Origin of the sequence: Azospirillum griseum (assembly GCF_003966125.1) — a bacterium.
GTDB classification, from domain to species: Bacteria; Pseudomonadota; Alphaproteobacteria; order Azospirillales; family Azospirillaceae; genus Azospirillum; species Azospirillum griseum.
Genome location: NZ_RXMA01000038.1, coordinates 1 through 16,704, shown reverse-complemented (window position 1 = coordinate 16,704; position 16,704 = coordinate 1). Strand labels below are relative to the sequence as shown.

At 65.2% G+C, this 16,704-nt stretch carries 13 protein-coding genes and 1 pseudogene; 8 read left to right on the top strand and 6 right to left on the bottom strand.

Annotation, left to right across the window (positions count from 1 at the left end; all coding sequences use genetic code 11):
* Positions 1-50: 50 nt before the first annotated feature.
* The 6 genes from EJ903_RS23710 to EJ903_RS23680 all read left to right on the top strand — a co-directional run bounded on the left by EJ903_RS23710 (position 51) and on the right by EJ903_RS23680 (position 7,687).
* Positions 51-530 carry a nuclear transport factor 2 family protein gene (locus EJ903_RS23710; RefSeq protein WP_158627998.1) on the top strand — a complete coding sequence of 160 codons (480 nt, stop codon included), beginning with the start codon at positions 51-53 and terminating at the stop codon, positions 528-530.
* A gap of 53 nt (positions 531-583) precedes the next feature.
* Positions 584-1,795, top strand: coding sequence for a mandelate racemase/muconate lactonizing enzyme family protein (locus tag EJ903_RS23705; RefSeq protein ID WP_126620141.1), 1,212 nt, complete (start codon positions 584-586; stop codon positions 1,793-1,795).
* A 17-nt stretch (positions 1,796-1,812) separates the two neighbouring features.
* Complete coding sequence (locus EJ903_RS23700) at positions 1,813-3,261, top strand: aldehyde dehydrogenase (protein WP_126620138.1); 1,449 nt, start codon at positions 1,813-1,815, stop codon at positions 3,259-3,261.
* Between the two features lie 45 nt (positions 3,262-3,306).
* Positions 3,307-4,494, top strand: coding sequence for an MFS transporter (locus tag EJ903_RS23695; protein WP_158627997.1), 1,188 nt, complete (start codon positions 3,307-3,309; stop codon positions 4,492-4,494).
* A 31-nt stretch (positions 4,495-4,525) separates the two neighbouring features.
* A complete protein-coding gene (locus EJ903_RS23690; protein ID WP_126620134.1) occupies positions 4,526-6,757 on the top strand; it encodes a methyl-accepting chemotaxis protein in 2,232 nt (743 codons plus the stop codon).
* Positions 6,758-6,973: 216 nt separating this feature from the next.
* Positions 6,974-7,687 (top strand): IS6 family transposase, encoded by a 714-nt coding sequence (locus tag EJ903_RS23680; protein ID WP_126620132.1) that lies wholly within the window; start codon positions 6,974-6,976, stop codon positions 7,685-7,687.
* A gap of 260 nt (positions 7,688-7,947) precedes the next feature.
* Here the strand turns inward: EJ903_RS23680 and EJ903_RS23675 are convergent, their stop codons facing one another.
* From EJ903_RS23675 to epsC, 6 genes are read right to left on the bottom strand one after another with little or no spacing between them, the layout of a single operon-like run.
* Complete coding sequence (locus EJ903_RS23675; protein ID WP_210211541.1) at positions 7,948-9,114, bottom strand: M20 aminoacylase family protein; 1,167 nt, start codon at positions 9,112-9,114, stop codon at positions 7,948-7,950.
* 14 nt (positions 9,115-9,128) lie between these two features.
* On the bottom strand, positions 9,129-10,481 hold the full coding sequence (locus tag EJ903_RS23670) for a DUF3100 domain-containing protein (RefSeq protein ID WP_126620130.1): 1,353 nt from the start codon (positions 10,479-10,481) through the stop codon (positions 9,129-9,131).
* Positions 10,482-10,540: 59 nt separating this feature from the next.
* Complete coding sequence (locus EJ903_RS23665; protein ID WP_126620128.1) at positions 10,541-12,070, bottom strand: aldehyde dehydrogenase family protein; 1,530 nt, start codon at positions 12,068-12,070, stop codon at positions 10,541-10,543.
* A gap of 29 nt (positions 12,071-12,099) precedes the next feature.
* A complete protein-coding gene (locus EJ903_RS23660; RefSeq protein WP_377006728.1) occupies positions 12,100-13,074 on the bottom strand; it encodes an NAD(P)-dependent oxidoreductase in 975 nt (324 codons plus the stop codon).
* Entirely contained in the window at positions 13,038-13,922 is an 885-nt protein-coding gene (locus EJ903_RS23655; protein WP_126620124.1) for a VOC family protein, read from the bottom strand. The genes EJ903_RS23660 and EJ903_RS23655 overlap by 37 nt, the downstream gene beginning before the upstream one ends.
* Positions 13,919-14,740: a serine O-acetyltransferase EpsC gene (gene epsC / locus EJ903_RS23650; RefSeq protein WP_126620122.1), complete on the bottom strand. Its 822-nt coding sequence runs from the start codon at positions 14,738-14,740 to the stop codon at positions 13,919-13,921. Before epsC ends, EJ903_RS23655 begins: the two co-directional genes overlap by 4 nt.
* A 128-nt stretch (positions 14,741-14,868) precedes the next feature.
* On the opposite strand from epsC, the gene EJ903_RS23645 reads away from it, so the two are divergent.
* A complete protein-coding gene (locus EJ903_RS23645) occupies positions 14,869-15,780 on the top strand; it encodes a LysR family transcriptional regulator (RefSeq protein WP_126620120.1) in 912 nt (303 codons plus the stop codon).
* A gap of 243 nt (positions 15,781-16,023) precedes the next feature.
* A pseudogene (locus EJ903_RS23640) lies at positions 16,024-16,614 on the top strand (IS6 family transposase); the annotation flags it as partial.
* Positions 16,615-16,704: the final 90 nt, after the last annotated feature.

Genomic DNA, 16,704 nt, shown 5'->3' with positions numbered 1-16,704 from the left:
AGGTCCACGGGACCTCACCATCGTTAAAAATTCATCGAACGTATGATTTAATGGCTGACAAGCTGTTGACCGAACTGGCAGGATACCCCGCGATGACCACCGCGCTGATCGAAGACACCGACCCCCAAGCCGCAGACAAGGCGGCCATCCTCGCGCTAGAGGATGCGCGCCAACGCGCGATGATCGCCGCCGATTGGGGCGCGTTGGCTGATCTTCTGGCCGACGATTACCTCCACATCCACACCACCGGTGTGATCCAGACCCGGCAGGATCTGTTGGATTACGTCAAAGGCGGGCTGAAATTTGTCGCCATCACGCGCGACCATCTGCGCCTGCGTCTGTTTGGCGACACCGCCATCCTGACCGGGGACATGGTCAACACCGTGCTCGGTCCACAGGGCGGCGACCCGATCGTCGTCAGTTCCATCTGCACCCAAGTCTGGCTGAAACGCGACGGTGTTTGGAAGGAGGTGTCCTTCCAATCGACCCGCCCCACCCCCCATGCGGCCCCGCAGCGCCCGTCCGCCTGATCGCGGACACCGCCTGCGGCTCCCGCTCCCCTTTCGCTTGTGAGTTCCCCACCATGAAAATCGTCAAGATCGAGCTGTTTCCTGTCACGCTCGGCCCGCGTCCGGGTCAGAACGCCAAGCTGCGCAACAACAGCGTCGTCATCAAGATCACCACCGACAGTGGCCATGTCGGCATCGGTGACACCGGCAACACCTCCTCCTGGTACAACGGCGAGACCCAGGGGTCGATCATCGCCGTGATTGAGGAGGTGATCGCGCCGCTGGTGTTGCTGGGGTCCGATCCGTTCGACATCGAACGGATCGTCGACAAGATGGATCATCTGGTCCGCAACAACGGCCAGGCCAAAATGCTGGTCGATTTCGCCCTGCACGACCTGAAGGGCAAGGTCCTGGACGTGCCGGCCTATCAACTGCTCGGTGGCCGCACGGTGGAAAAAATCCGCCTGGGCTATGTCAGCGCCGAACGGGATCCCGACATTCTCGGGGAATGGGCGGCAGACGCCGTGTATTCGGGTTTCGCGCTCATCAAGATCAAGATCGGTCTGACTGGAAACAGCATGGCCGATGAGTGCAAGCGTCTGGCCGCCGTGCGCAAGGCGATTGAGGACAAGATCCCGATGGATCTCGACGCCAACGGGGCCTTGAACTTCAAACAGGCGTTGGCCGGGGTGAAAGCCTTCGCCGAGTTCCGTCCGGGCCTGATCGAACAGCCGCTGCCCTCCTGGGATCTCGACGGCATGGCCCGCCTGCGCGAAACCTGCACCTTCCCGGTCTACGCCGATGAAGCGGCGCAAACCCCGACGGACATCATGGAGATCCACCGCAAAGGGGCTGCCGACGGCCTGTTGCTGAAGCCGGTGAAGGCGGGCGGCTTCGTCAAGTCGTTGCGCTGGATCGCCACCGCGCAAGCCTGCGGTTATCCCGTGGTGATCGGTTCCATGGCCGGGTCAGGCTTGGAAACCATCGCCCATCTGCATCTGGCCACGGCGAACGCCTGGACCTCCACCATGATCCACGAAATCGTCGGGCCGCTGCGTCGGCGCGGTGAGTCGCTGGAGGATATGGCGACGGCCTACGAGGACATCGTCCATGGCGGCCCGGTCTACAAGGACGGCTGCGCCCTGCCGCCGGAAGGCCCCGGCTTTGGCCTGGAACTGAACGAGGAGGTGATCGCCCGCCGGATCACGCCGGGCCGTTCGGTCGTCACCGTCACCGCCGACAACGCCGACGCCAAGCACGACGGCTACCGCGCCGTCGCCAAGTGAGCAAGGACCCCCGACCGATGGACACAGTCGATCTTCTGATTGGCGGCGTCGGCCGTCCCGCCTCCACCGGGGCGACCTTTGACCGGCGGGATCCGGTGACGGATTGGGTGGCCAGCCGCGCCGCTGCCGCCACGGTCGAGGACGCGCGCGCGGCGGCGGATGCGGCGGCGGCGGCCTTTCCCGCCTGGGCGGCGCTGGGGCCGGGCGACCGGCGGCGGCGCTTGACCGAAGCCGCGCGCATCCTGGATGGCAAGGCTGCCGAGTTCACCCGTCTGGTGGTGACGGAAACCGGCGGTACGGCGGCTTGGGCCGGTTTTAACGTCCATCTCGCGGCGGACATGCTGCGCGAGGCGGCGGCGATGACCACCCAGATCGGAGGCGAGGTGATTCCCGCCGACAAGCCGGGCTGTCTGGCCTTGGCGGTGCGCCAGCCGGTCGGGGTGGTTCTCAGCATCGCGCCGTGGAACGCGCCGGTCATTCTGGCCGTTCGCGGGCTGGCCATGCCACTGGCCTGTGGCAACGCGGTCATTCTCAAATCGTCGGAACAATGCCCGGCCATCCATCGACTGATCGGTCAGGTCTTCGTCGAGGCCGGGGTTCCGCCGGGTTTGGTGTCGGTCATCAGCAACGCCCCGCAGGACGCGGCGGCGGTGGTCGAGGCGTTGATCGCCCATCCCGCCGTGCGACGGGTGAATTTCACCGGCTCCTCGGCGGTTGGGCGGATCATCGCGCAGACGGCGGCCCGCCATCTGAAACCGGCGCTGCTGGAGTTGGGCGGCAAGGCTTCGTTGCTGGTGCTGGACGACGCCGATCTCGACGCGGCGGTCAACGCGGCGGTCTTCGGGGCCTTCGCCAACCAGGGTCAGATCTGCATGTCCACCGAACGCATGGTGGTGGACGATCGGGTCGCCGATGCTTTCGTTGCCCGGTTGGGCGCGCGGGCGTCCGCCCTGACGGCGGGCGATCCGCGCGGACCGGTGGTTCTCGGATCGCTGGTCAGCCGTGCGGCGGCGGAATCGATGGACGCGCTGATCGCCGACGCCGTGTCGAAGGGCGCGGTTCTGGTTTGCGGCGGTGAGCGCAACGGCAGCGTTGTCGCCGCCACCATCCTCGACCGGGTGACGCCGGACATGCGGATCTACCACGAGGAAAGCTTCGGTCCGGTCAAGTCGGTCATCCGGGTGGCGGGCGAGGACGAGGCGGTGCGGGTGGCGAACGACACCGAATACGGCCTGTCCTCCGCCATTTTCAGCCGCGACATCGGGCGGGCGATGGCGTTGGCCCGGCGGTTGGAGACCGGCATCTGTCACATCAACGGCCCGACCGTGTCGGACGAGGCGCAGATGCCGTTCGGTGGGGTGAAGGACAGCGGCTATGGCCGCTTCGGCGGCAAGGCCGGGATCGCGGAGTTCACCGAATTGCGGTGGATCACCGTCGAGGATCCCAACCAGACTTACCCGTTCTGACGCGTGATCGGCATGATCGGTTTGAACAAGTTGGGACGACACCGGATGCTGCGGTCGGACATGCTTCCGGTCCTGCTCGTGGTCTTCATTGCCCAGGTCGGCTTCGGGCTGGTCATGCCTCTGCTGCCCTTCTACAGCCAGCGGTTCGGGGCGTCGCCGCTGGCGGTTGTCGCGCTGTTTTCCGCCTTTTCGCTGACACAGATGGTGACGGCACCGTTGTGGGGCCGCGTCAGCGACCGTTACGGGCGCAAACCGGTGCTGTGCTGGAGCATGATGGTGTCGGTCGGGGCCTATCTGTGGATGAGTCAGGCGGACTCGCTGCTGGCCCTGTTCCTGTGCCGCAGCGTGCAGGGGGCGTCCTCGGCCAACATGGCGGTGGCGCAGGCCTACATCGCCGACCGCACCGACCCGGAGGAACGCTCCAAAAGCATGGCCGCCATGGGGGTGGTGTCAGGGGTGTCCTTCGCCCTTGGCCCGCTTCTGGGGGGCCTGCTGGCGGAATTGTCCGACACGCCGCCGGGCGCGCACCCCTTTGTCGCTGCCGGGGCGCTGTGCGCGGTGGCTTTTCTCGTGGTGGCGCTGTTCGCACGCGAACCCGCTGTGTCGCGGGATCAGCGGCAGCGGCGGGGCGTGTCGTTGCAGCAGTTTCCCGGCCTGTTGGCGCAACCAAGGCTGCGCGTGCTGACCGGGTTGTTTTTTGCCACCACCCTGATCTTTTCCGGCGTCAACGCCACCGTCGCCCTGTGGGCACAGGAGTATTTCGCCTGGGGACCGCACGAGGTGGGGCTGTTGATGACCACGGTCGGCACCGTGATGGTCGCGGTGCAATTGCTGGGGGTCGGGCGGATCGTCCGCCGTTTTGGCGATGCCGGGGCGCTGGTGGCCGGGGTTGCGGTGATTATTTGTGGGCTGCTGGCGATGGCGATTCCCGGCTGCGGGTCGCTGGGCGTAGTTGCCAACAGCCTGTTGGCCATTGGCTTTGGCCTGACCCAGCCGACCATAGCCGCCCTGGTGTCGCGCGAGGGGCGGGAGGGCGAGGTGGGCAGCCTGTTGGGGGTCAATCAATCCATGGGCAGTCTGGGACGGTTGTTGGGGCCGATGCTGGCCGGCGGCCTGTTCACCCTGGGAGGATCGGTTCTGGTCTACGCGCTGGGGGCGCTGGTGATGATCGGGCCGCTGTGGGCGACGGTTTGGTTTGCCCGCCGCACACCGGTTCTGCGTCGGTCGGGTTGACCCCGCCTTGGGCGTCAAAGGAGAAAAACACATGAATGGGATGGAACGGACGGCACCACGCCGCTGGCGATTGGGGGTGCGGGGGCGGGTTTCGGTGGCCATCGGGGTGGTCCTGTCGGGAACGCTGGTCGCGGCGGTGGTGGCGCTGCTGGGTTACGGCAGCCTGCAACAGACGTTGGATGGCATCGTCGACCGTGCGGTTCCATCGATGAAGGACGGGCTGACGGTTGCGCGGCTGGCCGAACGGCTGGTTGCCCTTGCCCCGGCGTTGGCCGCCGCCGACACCGCCGAGGCCCGCGACGCGGTGTCGACGCGGATCAAGGCGGAGGCGCAGACCTTCGCCCAATCGCTCGAGCGTCTGCGCGCCCATGGCAGCGCCGAGTCACTCGATGCGCTGGGCGAGGCGGCCGCCGCGCTGCTCGACAATCTGGCCCAACTGGACCAGGCGGCGGGCGAGCGGGTGGAGTTGGCGGCTCAGCGCACGGCCCTGCTGCCCGCCATCCTCGCCAAGGAGGCGGAGGTGCAGAAATTCGCCGCCCCCTGGCGGGCGTCGCTGGCCCAACGCGAAGCGGCGCTGCGCGCGCAGCTTCGCGCCCCGGACGCCGCCCCGTCACCGGACGCCCTGCGCGCCGGGTTGGACGAGATGGCGGCGGTGTCGGCCCAGGCCAAGCCGGTGGCCTCCATTCTGGAAGAGGCGGCGGCGGTGCGTGGCATGTTGGTGGAGGCGTCTTTGACCACCGACACCCGCCATTTGAGCGCGCTGGAGGCCAAGCTGATCCTGCGCTTCAACTATCTCGACAACACCCTGCGCCAAACCCCGCCGGACCTGGCGGCTAGGCTGGAAACGCCGCTGGCTGACTGGCGGGCGCTGGCGACCGATGGCGGTGGCGTGACCGATGTGCGCCAACAGGAATTGGAGGCGCTGGAGCGCTCGCTGGGGTTGGTGCGCAGCAACGCTGCGCTGACCGAGCGCCTTGGTGGGTTGGTCGTGACCCTGATCCAGGCGGAGGAAAGCGCCATCATGGCCGCCGCCGACGGCGCGCGCGGGCGCATGGAGTCCAACCGCCTGACCCAAATCCTGGTCGCGGTGGCCAGCCTTCTGTTGTCGGTTGTGGTGGTTCAACTCTATGTCGGGCGCAGTCTGGTGGGCCGCCTGATCACCCTGCAACGCGCCATGGGTCGGATCGCGGCGGGGGACCTGAGCGCCGCCGTGGTGGTGAGCGGCACCGACGAGATCGCCGCGATGGGGGCCGCGCTCCAGGTCTTCCGCGACACCGCCAGCGAGGTTGCCGCCGCCCGCGCCCGTGCCGACCAGGACCGCGAGCGGGCCGCCGAGGAGCGCCGCAACGACATGCTGACCCTGGCTGACCGTTTCGAGGGGCGGGTGAAGACCGTGGTTGAAACGGTGTCGGCGGCGGTGGGCAGCGTGCGCCACAGCGCTGTTGGAATGGCCGAGGTGTCGGAAAACTCATCCCGACTGGCTGGCAGCGCGGCCACCGCCGCGCAAGAGGTGTCGGACAATGTCGAAACCGCCGCCGAGGCCGCCCAGCAACTGGCCCTGTCGATCCGCGAGATCGCCGACCGCATCGGTGAAACCGCCGGAATTGCCAGCGAAGCGGCCCAGCGCGCGGCCCGCACCGACGGCGTCATCCGCAGCCTGAACGATCTGGCGTTGCGGGTGGGCGAGGTGGCCGACCTCATCGCCCGGATCGCCGGTCAAACCAATCTCTTGGCGCTCAACGCCAGCATTGAGGCCGCGCGGGCGGGGGAGGCCGGTCGCGGCTTTGCCGTCGTCGCGTCCGAGGTCAAGGCGTTGGCATCGCAAACCGCCCAGGCGACCGACCAGATCACCGCCCAGGTCAGCGCGATCCAATCGGCAACCGGCGACGCGGTGGCCGCCATCCACGACATCGCCGACACCATCGCCCGGTTGAACGGAATCACCGCTGTCGTAGCGGCGGGTATTGAAGAACAAGGGGCCGCCACCGCCGAAATCGCCCGCAGCGTGGCCGTGGCCGCAAGCCGCACGGCCTGCGCCTCGGACGACATCGGCGTCGTGCGCAGCGTCGCCATCGAGGCGCGCCAGACTGCCACGTCTGTTCTGACCGTCACCGACCATCTGTCCACCCAAACCGCCCGCCTGCTGGATCAGGTGGATGATTTCCTGGGCCACATCCGACAAGGGGGCGGCGACAGTGGGGCATCATCAACTTGTTGCCCCGCAGTTGCCGAGGCGGTCTGTTCGGGGTATGGAACGGCCTGACGACGTGCCTTGATCCCCGCTATGCTGGCTACCGCTATCCCGCTGAGATCATTGCCACGGCGGTGTGGCTGTATGTCCGCTTTCCGCTCAGCCTGCGGATGGTCGAGGAGCTGCTGGCGGCGCGCGGCATCACGGTGAGTTACGAGACGGTGCGCCGCCATCGTCAACTTGTTGCCCCGCAGTTGCGGAGGCGGTCTGTTCGGGGTGTGGAACGGCATGCCGACGCGCCTTGATCCCGGCTACGCTGGCTACCGCTATCCCGCCGAGATCATTGCCACGGCGGTGTGGCTGTACGTCCGCTTTCCGCTCAGCCTGCGGATGGTCGAGGACCTGCTGGCGGCGCGCGGCATCACGGTGAGCTATGAGACGGTGCGCCAATGGGCCCGGAAGTTCGGCCCCGAGATCGCCGCCCGGTTGCGCCGCCGGGCACCGCGCCGGGGCGACAAGTGGCACCTCGACGAGGTCGTTCTGACCATCGGCGGTCGCAAGCATTACCTCTGGCGGGCGGTCGATCAGGACGGCTTCGTGCTCGACGTGCTGGTCCAAAGCCGACGCGACACCAAGGCGGCCAAGCGTTTGCTCCGCAAATTGCTGAAGAAGCAGGGCCGGGCACCGCGTGTGCTGGTCACCGACAAGCTCAAGTCCTACGCCGCCGCCAAAAGGGCGATCATGCCGGGGGTGGACCACCGCCAGCACAAGGGGCTGAACAACAGAGCCGAGAATTCTCACCAGCCAACCCGACGGCGGGAGCGCCAGATGAAGCGTTTCAAGTCACCCCGCCAAGTGCAGCGCTTCCTCTCCATCCACGATCCGATCAACAACCTCTTCCATCTGCGCCGAGACAGCCGCTCCGCATCCGATTACCGCACCGCCCGCACCCAGGCCTTCGCCACCTGGGCCGAGGTCGTCGGCGTGCCGATGGCCGCGTGATCAGAAGACCGCTGCCGTCCGCTGTAACTTGGCTCTGCCAGCCTCTCGACAAGTTGACGATGCCCTCGGCCACCAGACGGGCCTTCTCGTCTGCACTCCACCGCCGACGCTCGCCGCGGCTGGTGATGATTTCAACTCTCGACATCAGGCGAGCCTCCAATGGCGCTCCATTGGAGCCTCCGGTCCCCTCGCTCTTCGCCGATCACCTCTCTCCAGACAAGGCGGCGTTCCGTAGCCGCTTACTCATTTTCCGCAGCCTGCTAAACATCAGTCACCCCGAGCACGGATTCGACCAAGCTTACCCAGTAGGCGGCACCAATACTGAGCGTGTCATCGTTGAAGTCATAACGCGGGTTGTGCAGCGGTGCTGACGGCTGTGCGCCGTCGGCACCGATCCAGATGTAGGCTCCTCGGTTGGCCTGCAGCATGAAGGCGAAGTCCTCCGACGCCATTGACGGTTTGCAGTCGATCTGAACGTTGGCGTCACCGACCACCCTTCGCGCCGCGGCAATGGCGACATCGGTTTCTCCAACCGTATTGATGGTCGGTGGATAGCCGCGCGTGTAGGTGAGGATGGCGGTCGCGCCGTGCGCCTCGGCTGTTAATCGACAGATGACCCGTATGGCTTCCTCGACCCGGTCCTGAATGTTCGGTGAGAAACAGCGCACGGTGCCACGCATGACGACCTGATCAGGAATCACGTTCCAGGCATCCCCGCCGTGGATCTGCGTCAGGCTGATCACGGCGGACTCCATCGCGCTCAGCATGCGGCTGGGAATGGATTGCAGGGCAAGCGTGATATGCGCGACGATGGTGAAAGAATCAATGCCACGTTCCGGCATCGCCGCATGCGTGCCGCGCCCCTGCACCGTCACCTCGAAAGTGTCCAGCGCGGCCATCATTGGCCCGTGGTTGATCGCGAACGTCCCGGCTGGGAGCCCCGGCCAGTTGTGCATGCCGTACACCGCATCGCAGGGGAAACGCTCGAACAGCCCTTCCTCCACCATCGCCCGACCGCCGCCCTCGCTTTCCTCGGCGGGTTGAAAAATGAAGTGGACCGTTCCGTGGAAATTCGGGTTGGTCGCCAAATGATGCGCGGCACCGAGCAGCATGGCGCTGTGTCCATCATGGCCGCAGGCGTGCATTGTGCCGACATGGCGCGAACAGTGGTCGAAACTGTTCAGCTCCTTGACCGGCAGGGCATCCATGTCCGCTCGGAGCGCGATGGCCCGTCCCTGCGCCGTAGAGAGCGTTCCCACCACGCCTGTCTTGCCCAACCCCCGGTGCACGGTGATGCCCATGGCGGCAAGTTCTCGGGCGATGAGGTCCGACGTGCGAAACTCGTTGAATGCGAGCTCTGGATGGGCGTGAAGATCACGTCGCCAGACGCGCATGGCGTCGACGGTTTCGGAACTCATCGGTTTCATGGCGGTGTCGACCTTCAGACGATTTTGTGCATGAAGAATTGCGCGACCAGAGTGGCACCAATGAACGTGCCGGCGTTCGCTGCGAGCGACGTGACGACGATGCGCCAGCCCAGACGCCGGAAGGCTGGCACATCCTTGGCGATGGACAGGCCCGCGAAGGCGAGGATCGGGGTGGCCAGCGCCAGGAAATTGATCTTCCCGGTCATCGCGGCGATCTGCGCAGCAAAGGGGAACTGCGGGAAGGTCAGCAGCATGCCCACGAGCGACACCCAGATCACGGCCGGAACCTTGGCTCCCGTAAGACGGTACAAACCATGGCCGACCAAGACCGTGCCGACGATGATGGCCATGCCTGCCAGCACCATCGGGTCGGCGGGCGAGGTCTTGTAGGTGATCCAGTTGCCCACCAGAGCAAACGCGCCCACCAGCATCCAGGTCAGCGCCCGTGCACCGAAGCTGAGTGAAGGCGTTTCGTGCTGGGTTTGCGCGTCGGCGGCGGGGACCGCTTCAATGCTGGCCTTCGTCGTGCGCCCGATGATGGGTTCAAGCTTCTTGTAGGCCCAGATCGTGAACGGCAGCGACAGGAAGAGCGTAAAGTAGGTCCCGATCGTGGTGGTGATCAGGTTGCTGGCGGCGGCGAACGTCGCCACGTCCTGGGCCAGTTCCGGCGTCGTCTGCTGCGCGGCGATGGCACCCGAGGCCGCTGCCATCATACTGCCTGAGCCTACGCCTGCACCCATCGCCAGCGCCAGTGGGTTGAAGATGTTCAGGCTGGCCAGAAAGCCGGCCAGCAGCGCGATGAACACCGCGCCGAACACGGTCCCCGTAAGGTACTCGGCCAACACGCCCTGACCCTCGGGCGATTGCATACCGAAGCGTTCGCCGATGATGGCAAGGCTGGGCTCGCGGCCGACCGAGAAGGTGGCACCGATGGCCTGGCGCTTGATGCCCAGCATCAGCGCGACGGGCAACCCAAAGATTGCAGTGCCGAAGAAATGGCCAAACTCCTGGAACACCAGACCGAAGCCGGCGGTCGCCAGCTTCGGCAGTGATCCACCCACCAACAGACCGAGCTTGGCGATGAACAGCAGCAGCGCCGGTTCCAAGATCGACGAGGCCGTGCGCTGCAACGGTACGGCGATTCCCAGCGTTTCCGGAAGGCGTCGGCTGGCCAACCCCCAGATAGCGCCCAGCAGCAGCGCCCACAGCAACGGCAGCAGCACCACCTTGGCATGACCCAGCGGCAGGCTGACGTTGCCGATCGACTCGGCGATGAAGACAATCAGGAAGGCTGCGGCGAACAGACGGATCTGGTCGGCACCGACGATTCCGCGCGTGGGGGACGCTACAGTCAAGGGGGCTGTCATGGAGGCTCCTTTGAGAGTTCGAGATGGCCAGGGTCGGAAAAAATAGGAGTGGTGCCGGGTCAGGCACCGATGCCGGGTGCGTAGCCAAAAGCGACGGCGGGGTTCGCCGAGGTTTCGACCCAAACGCTCTTAACTTGCGTGTACTCGTGCAGCGCATCGGTCCCGCTGGAGCGGCCGTATCCACTGGCGTCGAAACCGCCAAAGGGCGAGGCGACGTTGATGACCTTGTAGGTGTTGATCCAGAAGGTTCCCGCTTTGACTTGCGCGGCCACCCTGTGGGCGCGCGCGACATTGTTCGTCCACACCGCGCCGGCCAGGCCGAATTCGCTGTCATTGGCGATGGCGATGGCTTCCTCCTCGGTGTCGAAGGGGATGGCGACAACGACCGGCCCGAAGATCTCTGTGCGCGCCACCTCCATGTCGTTGCGCACGTTCTTCAGCACCGTCGGCCGCACGAAATAGCCCTGGTCTGCGGGTTTGCCGTCGCTGCCCTCGACCACTTCGGCACCCTCTCGCAGACCCGACCGGATCATGCCAAGAACGTGCTCGTACTGTTTGGCGTTCTGAATCGGACCGACCTCGGTGTCGGGGGATAGGGGCGCGCCGGTGCGCAGGCGGCGGGCACCTTCGGCGAGCATGGCGACGAAGCGATCATAGACGCCACGCTGCACCAGCAGCCGCGAACCGGCGACGCAACTCTGCCCGGCCGCGGCGAAGATGGCCGACTGCGCGCCGACGCAGGCGCGCGCGAGATCAGCGTCCTCAAAAACGATGTTGGCCGACTTGCCGCCCAGTTCGAGCACGCAGGGAATACCGCGCTGGGCCGATGCGGCGGCGATCTTCCCGCCGGTGGCGGGCGAGCCGACGAAGACGACCTTCTTGACCACCGGGCTGGCGATCGCGGCCTGACCGGTCGTGTGGCCGTAGCCGGTGATCACGTTGATCACGCCCTTGGGCAGCCCGGCCTTCTCGGCCAGCGCGGCGACCGCCAGCGAACTGAGCGGCGTCAGTTCGGACGGTTTGAGCAGCACCGCGTTGCCAGCGGCGATGGCCGGGGCGACGTTCCAGCCGCAGGTGAAGACCGGAGCGTTCCAGGGGGTGATCAGCAGCAGCACGCCGAAGGGCTCGCGCCGGGTGTAATTGAGGTGACCGCTGGGCACTGGGATCACCTCGCCATGAAGCTTGTCAGCCCAGCCGGCATAGTACTCGAACATCTCGGCGACCTTGGTCACCTCGCCGCGACAGTCACGGATCGGCTTGCCGACCGACAGTGATTCGAGTTGCGCCAGCGGTTCGATATGGGCGCGCAGCACACGGCCAATCTCAAACATCACGCGGCCGCGCTGCGCAGCCGACAGGGCAGCCCAGGCAGTTTGACCAGCGACCGCCGCCTGCGTCACCTTGGCGACCACATCGACGCCGGCATCGGCGTAACTCAGGAATTCCTGACCGGTGGCCGGATCGACCAGCCTGATAGCGTCACCGGCACCGGCGACGTATTCGCCGCCGATCCAGGAGCCGACGGTCTTGGCATCGGGAAAAAAGGGCGCCAGCGTGGCGAGCAATTGTTGGCCGAGGCTTGTGGGCATGAGGGAGTGTCCGTCCAATTCGTGATTGCTCAAGCCTGGGTGCATTCCGCGCCCAGCTCGACGATGCGGTTGAAGTCTTCATCGTCGCCGATGCTTTCGGCGCTCTCGCTCCACAGGCGTGCCACCTCGGCGGCCAGCGGCAGTCGTAAGCCGGTCTGGTCGATAAGCTCGGCCGCCAGGCGCACGTCTTTGCGCATGAGCTTCATCGTGAAGCCCGAGTTGAAGGCACCGTTCAGCACCCAGGTCGGGAAATTGACCTGCGTGACTCCGCTGCGTCCTGATCCCGCGTTGATGCCTTCGAGCAGTTGCTCGGTCGGCACCCCCGCACTCTTCGCCAGGCGGGCTACTTCGCCAGCGACGATCAGGTGTGCCGCGCACATCAGGTTGTTGGCGATCTTGGCCACATGGCCCGCGCCGACGTCGCCGACACGCACGCGCTTGGTGCTCATCGCGGTGAGCACGGGCTCCGCACGCGCGATGTCGGCCTCTCCGCCGCCGAGCACCATGGTCAACTGGCCGGTGATGGCGGCCTTGGGGCCACCGCTGACCGGCGCGTCGATCAGTGTCATGCCGACCTCTGCGAGCTGGCGCGCCAATCGTCGCGTGGTGTCGGGATGCGACGTGGAGGTATCGATGACCAGAACGCCGTCGCGCGCCGAGGCGAGCAGCCCCCCGGAGCCGGTCACGACCTCCGTTACGATGGCGGCGGTGGGCAGCGAGAGGACGATGACCTCGGCGCGCGACGCGACTTCGGCCACCGTGTCGACCGTTTCGACGCCCTCACCAGCCAGCGCCCGACGCGTGTCCGCCGATGCGTCCGTGCCGACGACCTTGAAGCCGCCGCGCAGTAACGAAAGGGCCATACCGCGGCCCATATTGCCCAAACCAACCACACCGACTGTCAGCACGGATATCTCCTGCGAAAGATTCGGGATCCCCGGCGCGCGCCGAGGAAGAAAAGCATTACCTAACCGGCGACGAACTCGAGAATGACGTTGCCGCACAGGCGCGGCTCCAGCAGCAGAGAGCCGCTCGGACTTCGTTGGGAATCGATGCCATTGCCGCGCCAGAGGGATTCGAGTTCATCGAAGCGGGACGTCGCCACCGTGATGGCGATGCCGTGGGGCGCTCCGTCGGCCCACCAGGGCAGAGGCAGGTCGCCCAAGCTCCGCTCAGCGCCGCCAGGGCTCAGCACGCGGAATGCGCCGCAACCCGCATCGACGTGCAGGCCGTCCTCCAGCGCCTTTACCCTGTCCGCCCCATAGAGCGCGGTGAAGCGCTCCTCCAAGTCCTGCGGATCGCGCGCGAGATAGCTTACCGCAGCGACCGAGTGAGCGCCGTTCGGGTGTCTCTGCCATTCGGGCACCCAGATCAGTTCGGGTCGGTGCTGATGGCAGATGAAATGCGAAACGTCGCGATGCCGCTCGTTGAGAAACAGTCCGAGCGACACGACGGCGGTGTCAGGCGTGCCGTCGGCCTTTCTCATCGCCCGTCGGAAGTCGATGCGCCCCTGACTGCTCAGGCCGCGCGCCACGAGGCGTGCATGGTCTTCGTCTGAATCCGTGCTGTGCAGCGCGACCAGACCCAGGCCTTCGGCGCGCTCAAGGAACAGTCCGACGTTACGCCCGTAGCAGAAACCGTTGACTGCGTTGGTGCCGAACAGTGCGGGATCGTGGACGCCGATCAGTTCGATAAAATTGTCGCGGAACATCAGCAGCGACAGCACCGTGCCCCAAGGATGATACGACACCGGCGAGGGACTGAAGCCGATAGCGCGGTATTGCCGCAAGGCGGCGGCATGATCGCGGACCGTGACCACGGGGTGATCGATGCCAAGCGTTTGGTTGCTCATGCGGGTCTCCCACCACAGGACGTGCCGCCATCCCCCGCCTCCGGGCTTTTGGCCGCGATCGCGTCCAATTGCCTCTTGGCGGTTCCGACCGGGCGGGCGGGCACGCCCGCGACGACAGTGAATGGATCGACCGGGTGCAGCACCACGCTGCCTGCGGCGATCACCGCCCCCTCGCCGACCTCGATGTTGCCCAGCAGCGTGGCACCCGCGCCGATGGTGACCCCGCGACGCACCTTAGGGTGCCGGTCGCCAGCCTGTGTGAGCGTGCTGCCGAGCGTGACGCCGTGCCAGATGTTGGCTCCGTCCTCGATCACAGCTGTGGCGCCGATCACGGTGCCGACGCCGTGATCAAGGAACACGTCGCGTCCGATGCGGGCTTGCGGATGGATGTCGATCGCGTAGGTGATCGCGCCCCAGTTCTGCAACAGGGCCGCGAGCTCCTCCTGTCCGTCGAACCACAGCGCGTGATTGATTCGGTGCAGTTGCACCGCCTGGAAACCGCGAAAGCTCAGAAACCCCGCCAGCGCGTTCGGACATGCCGGATTGGTGCTCGCGAGCTTGTGAAGGTCCGACCACGCCGCCTCCACGATCGCGGGCTGGTCGGCGAGAATCCCTCCGAAAAGTTCCAACACGTCAAGTTCTACGGGAACGGTGGCTTTGAGCGCGTCGACCAGGCGGTGAGCCAGAGCGTCCGCGAAGGACGTCCGGTCGCGTACCGCTCGCCGCAGCATTGGCGCGAGCGCGGGAGTTTTCAGGGCGAGTGCGTCGGCTTGCCGACACAGCAAATCCAAGGGCGGAAGAGGAGCAAGGTTTGACATGGATCGAACCGATCTGTCCCTTCTGTGGAGCATGAAGGTTCAGCGAAAATTTGATGGCGAACAATGTCAACGGGAGTAAAGTTCCGTTGACTTGAAAGCAACGGAGAGCCTTATGGGAGACCCGCGATATGCTTGACGATCGCCGTGTCCGTTACCTGTACGAAGCCGTGCTCGCGGGGTCGGTGCGCGCCGCAGCGGACAAGTTGGACATGAATCCGTCGGTGGTCAGTCGGCAGATCGCGCAGTTGGAAAGCGAGCTTTCGATCACTTTGCTGGAGCGGCATGGCAGAGGCGTCAAGGTGACGGATGCGGGTCAAATCTTGGTCGACTACTACCGTCAACACAGATCAAATCAGGACGATGTGCTTGCGAAATTTCAAGCCATCCGGGGTCTGTCGCACGGCCACGTCGATCTGGTCCTTGGTGAAGGTTTCGTCAGCGACCTGATGGCTCGTCCACTAGAGGAATTCTGGAGGAACCACCCTGGATTGACGGTGACACTGAATCTGGCGGGCACAAACGATGTGCTGCGCCAAGTTGTTGAGGACATCGCTCACATCGGGCTGGTCTACAACCCTCCGGTGACGCCCCGGATACGCTCGCGGGCCGTTGTGCGTCAACCAATGTGCGTTATCGTCGCTCCGCAGCATCCGATCACGAAAGCAGGGCAATCCCCGACGCTCAGGCAATTGGCGTCTTATGACGTGGCCGTGATGCACGGGTCCTATGGAACACGCCAAATCATTGAACTTGCGGAACAGGTTGACAAGGTTCGACTGAATCCCAAGCTGACGACCAACTCGATCTCGGTCATCAAGCACTTCGTGCGTGCGGATCTTGGCGTCAGCCTTCTGCCTGCCTTCGCGGTTTCGCAGGAAATCGCAACTGGTGAACTCGCTGCCATACCGATCGAACATCAAATGCTCTCAAAGGCTGAGGCGCACATCGTTACTCGCCTGGGTCGGCAGCTTTCGCCTGCCGCCAATCAGTTGTTGCTGCAGTTGATCGCTACGATGGAAGCGTTTCGTAAGCCAAAGTGAGAATGTTGCCATGAAGGACTTTGGTACAGATTGAACTGAGGTGATGTGGTGGACGGCCCTTCCACCTTCTCGAATCGGTGGCAAGCTGATGTCGTCAAAGAAACCATGTGTGGACGGCCCCTACGGCGCAAGACAGAAATCCGTACGAATTGGCCGGGAAGGATGCATCCATGTGTCCAGCCGGCATCGTTAACTTGTTGAAAGGTGGTTGCCGTTATCGGCGATGGCGAGGTATGGGACGGCATGACGACGCGCCCAATTCCCCGCTATGCCGGTTACCGATATCCCGCCGAGATCATTGCGGCGGCGGTGTGGCTGTACTTCCGCTTTCCGCTCAGCCTGCGGATGGTCGAGGAGCTGCTGGCGGCGCGCGGCATCACGGTGAGTTACGAGACGGTGCGCCAGTGGGCCCGGAAGTTCGGTCCCGAGATCGCCACCCGGTTGCGTCGGCGGGCGCCGCGGCGAGGCGACAAATGGCATCTCGACGAGGTCGTCCTGACCATCGGCGGTCGCAAACACTATCTGTGGCGGGCCGTCGACCAGGACGGCTTCGTGCTCGACGTGCTGGTTCAGAGCCGCCGGGATACCAAGGCGGCCAAGCGTTTGCTGCGCAAGCTGCTGAAGAAGCAGGGCCGGGCGCCCCGCGTGCTGGTCACCGACAAGCTGAAGTCCTATGCCGTTGCCAAGCGGGAACTGGGAATGGGCGGGGAGCATCGCCAGCACAAGGGTCTGAACAACCGGGCCGAGAACTCCCACCAACCCACCCGCCGACGCGAACGGCAAAGAAAGCGCTTCAAAGACCCCGGCCAAGTCCAGCGTTTCCTCGCCATTCATGATCGTAACCATCCGGCGAGTGACGCGGTCAGGCTGCTTTCCTGATATTTTGAGCGGCTTTCCAATTCCACGGGAGCAATTCGTGCAACC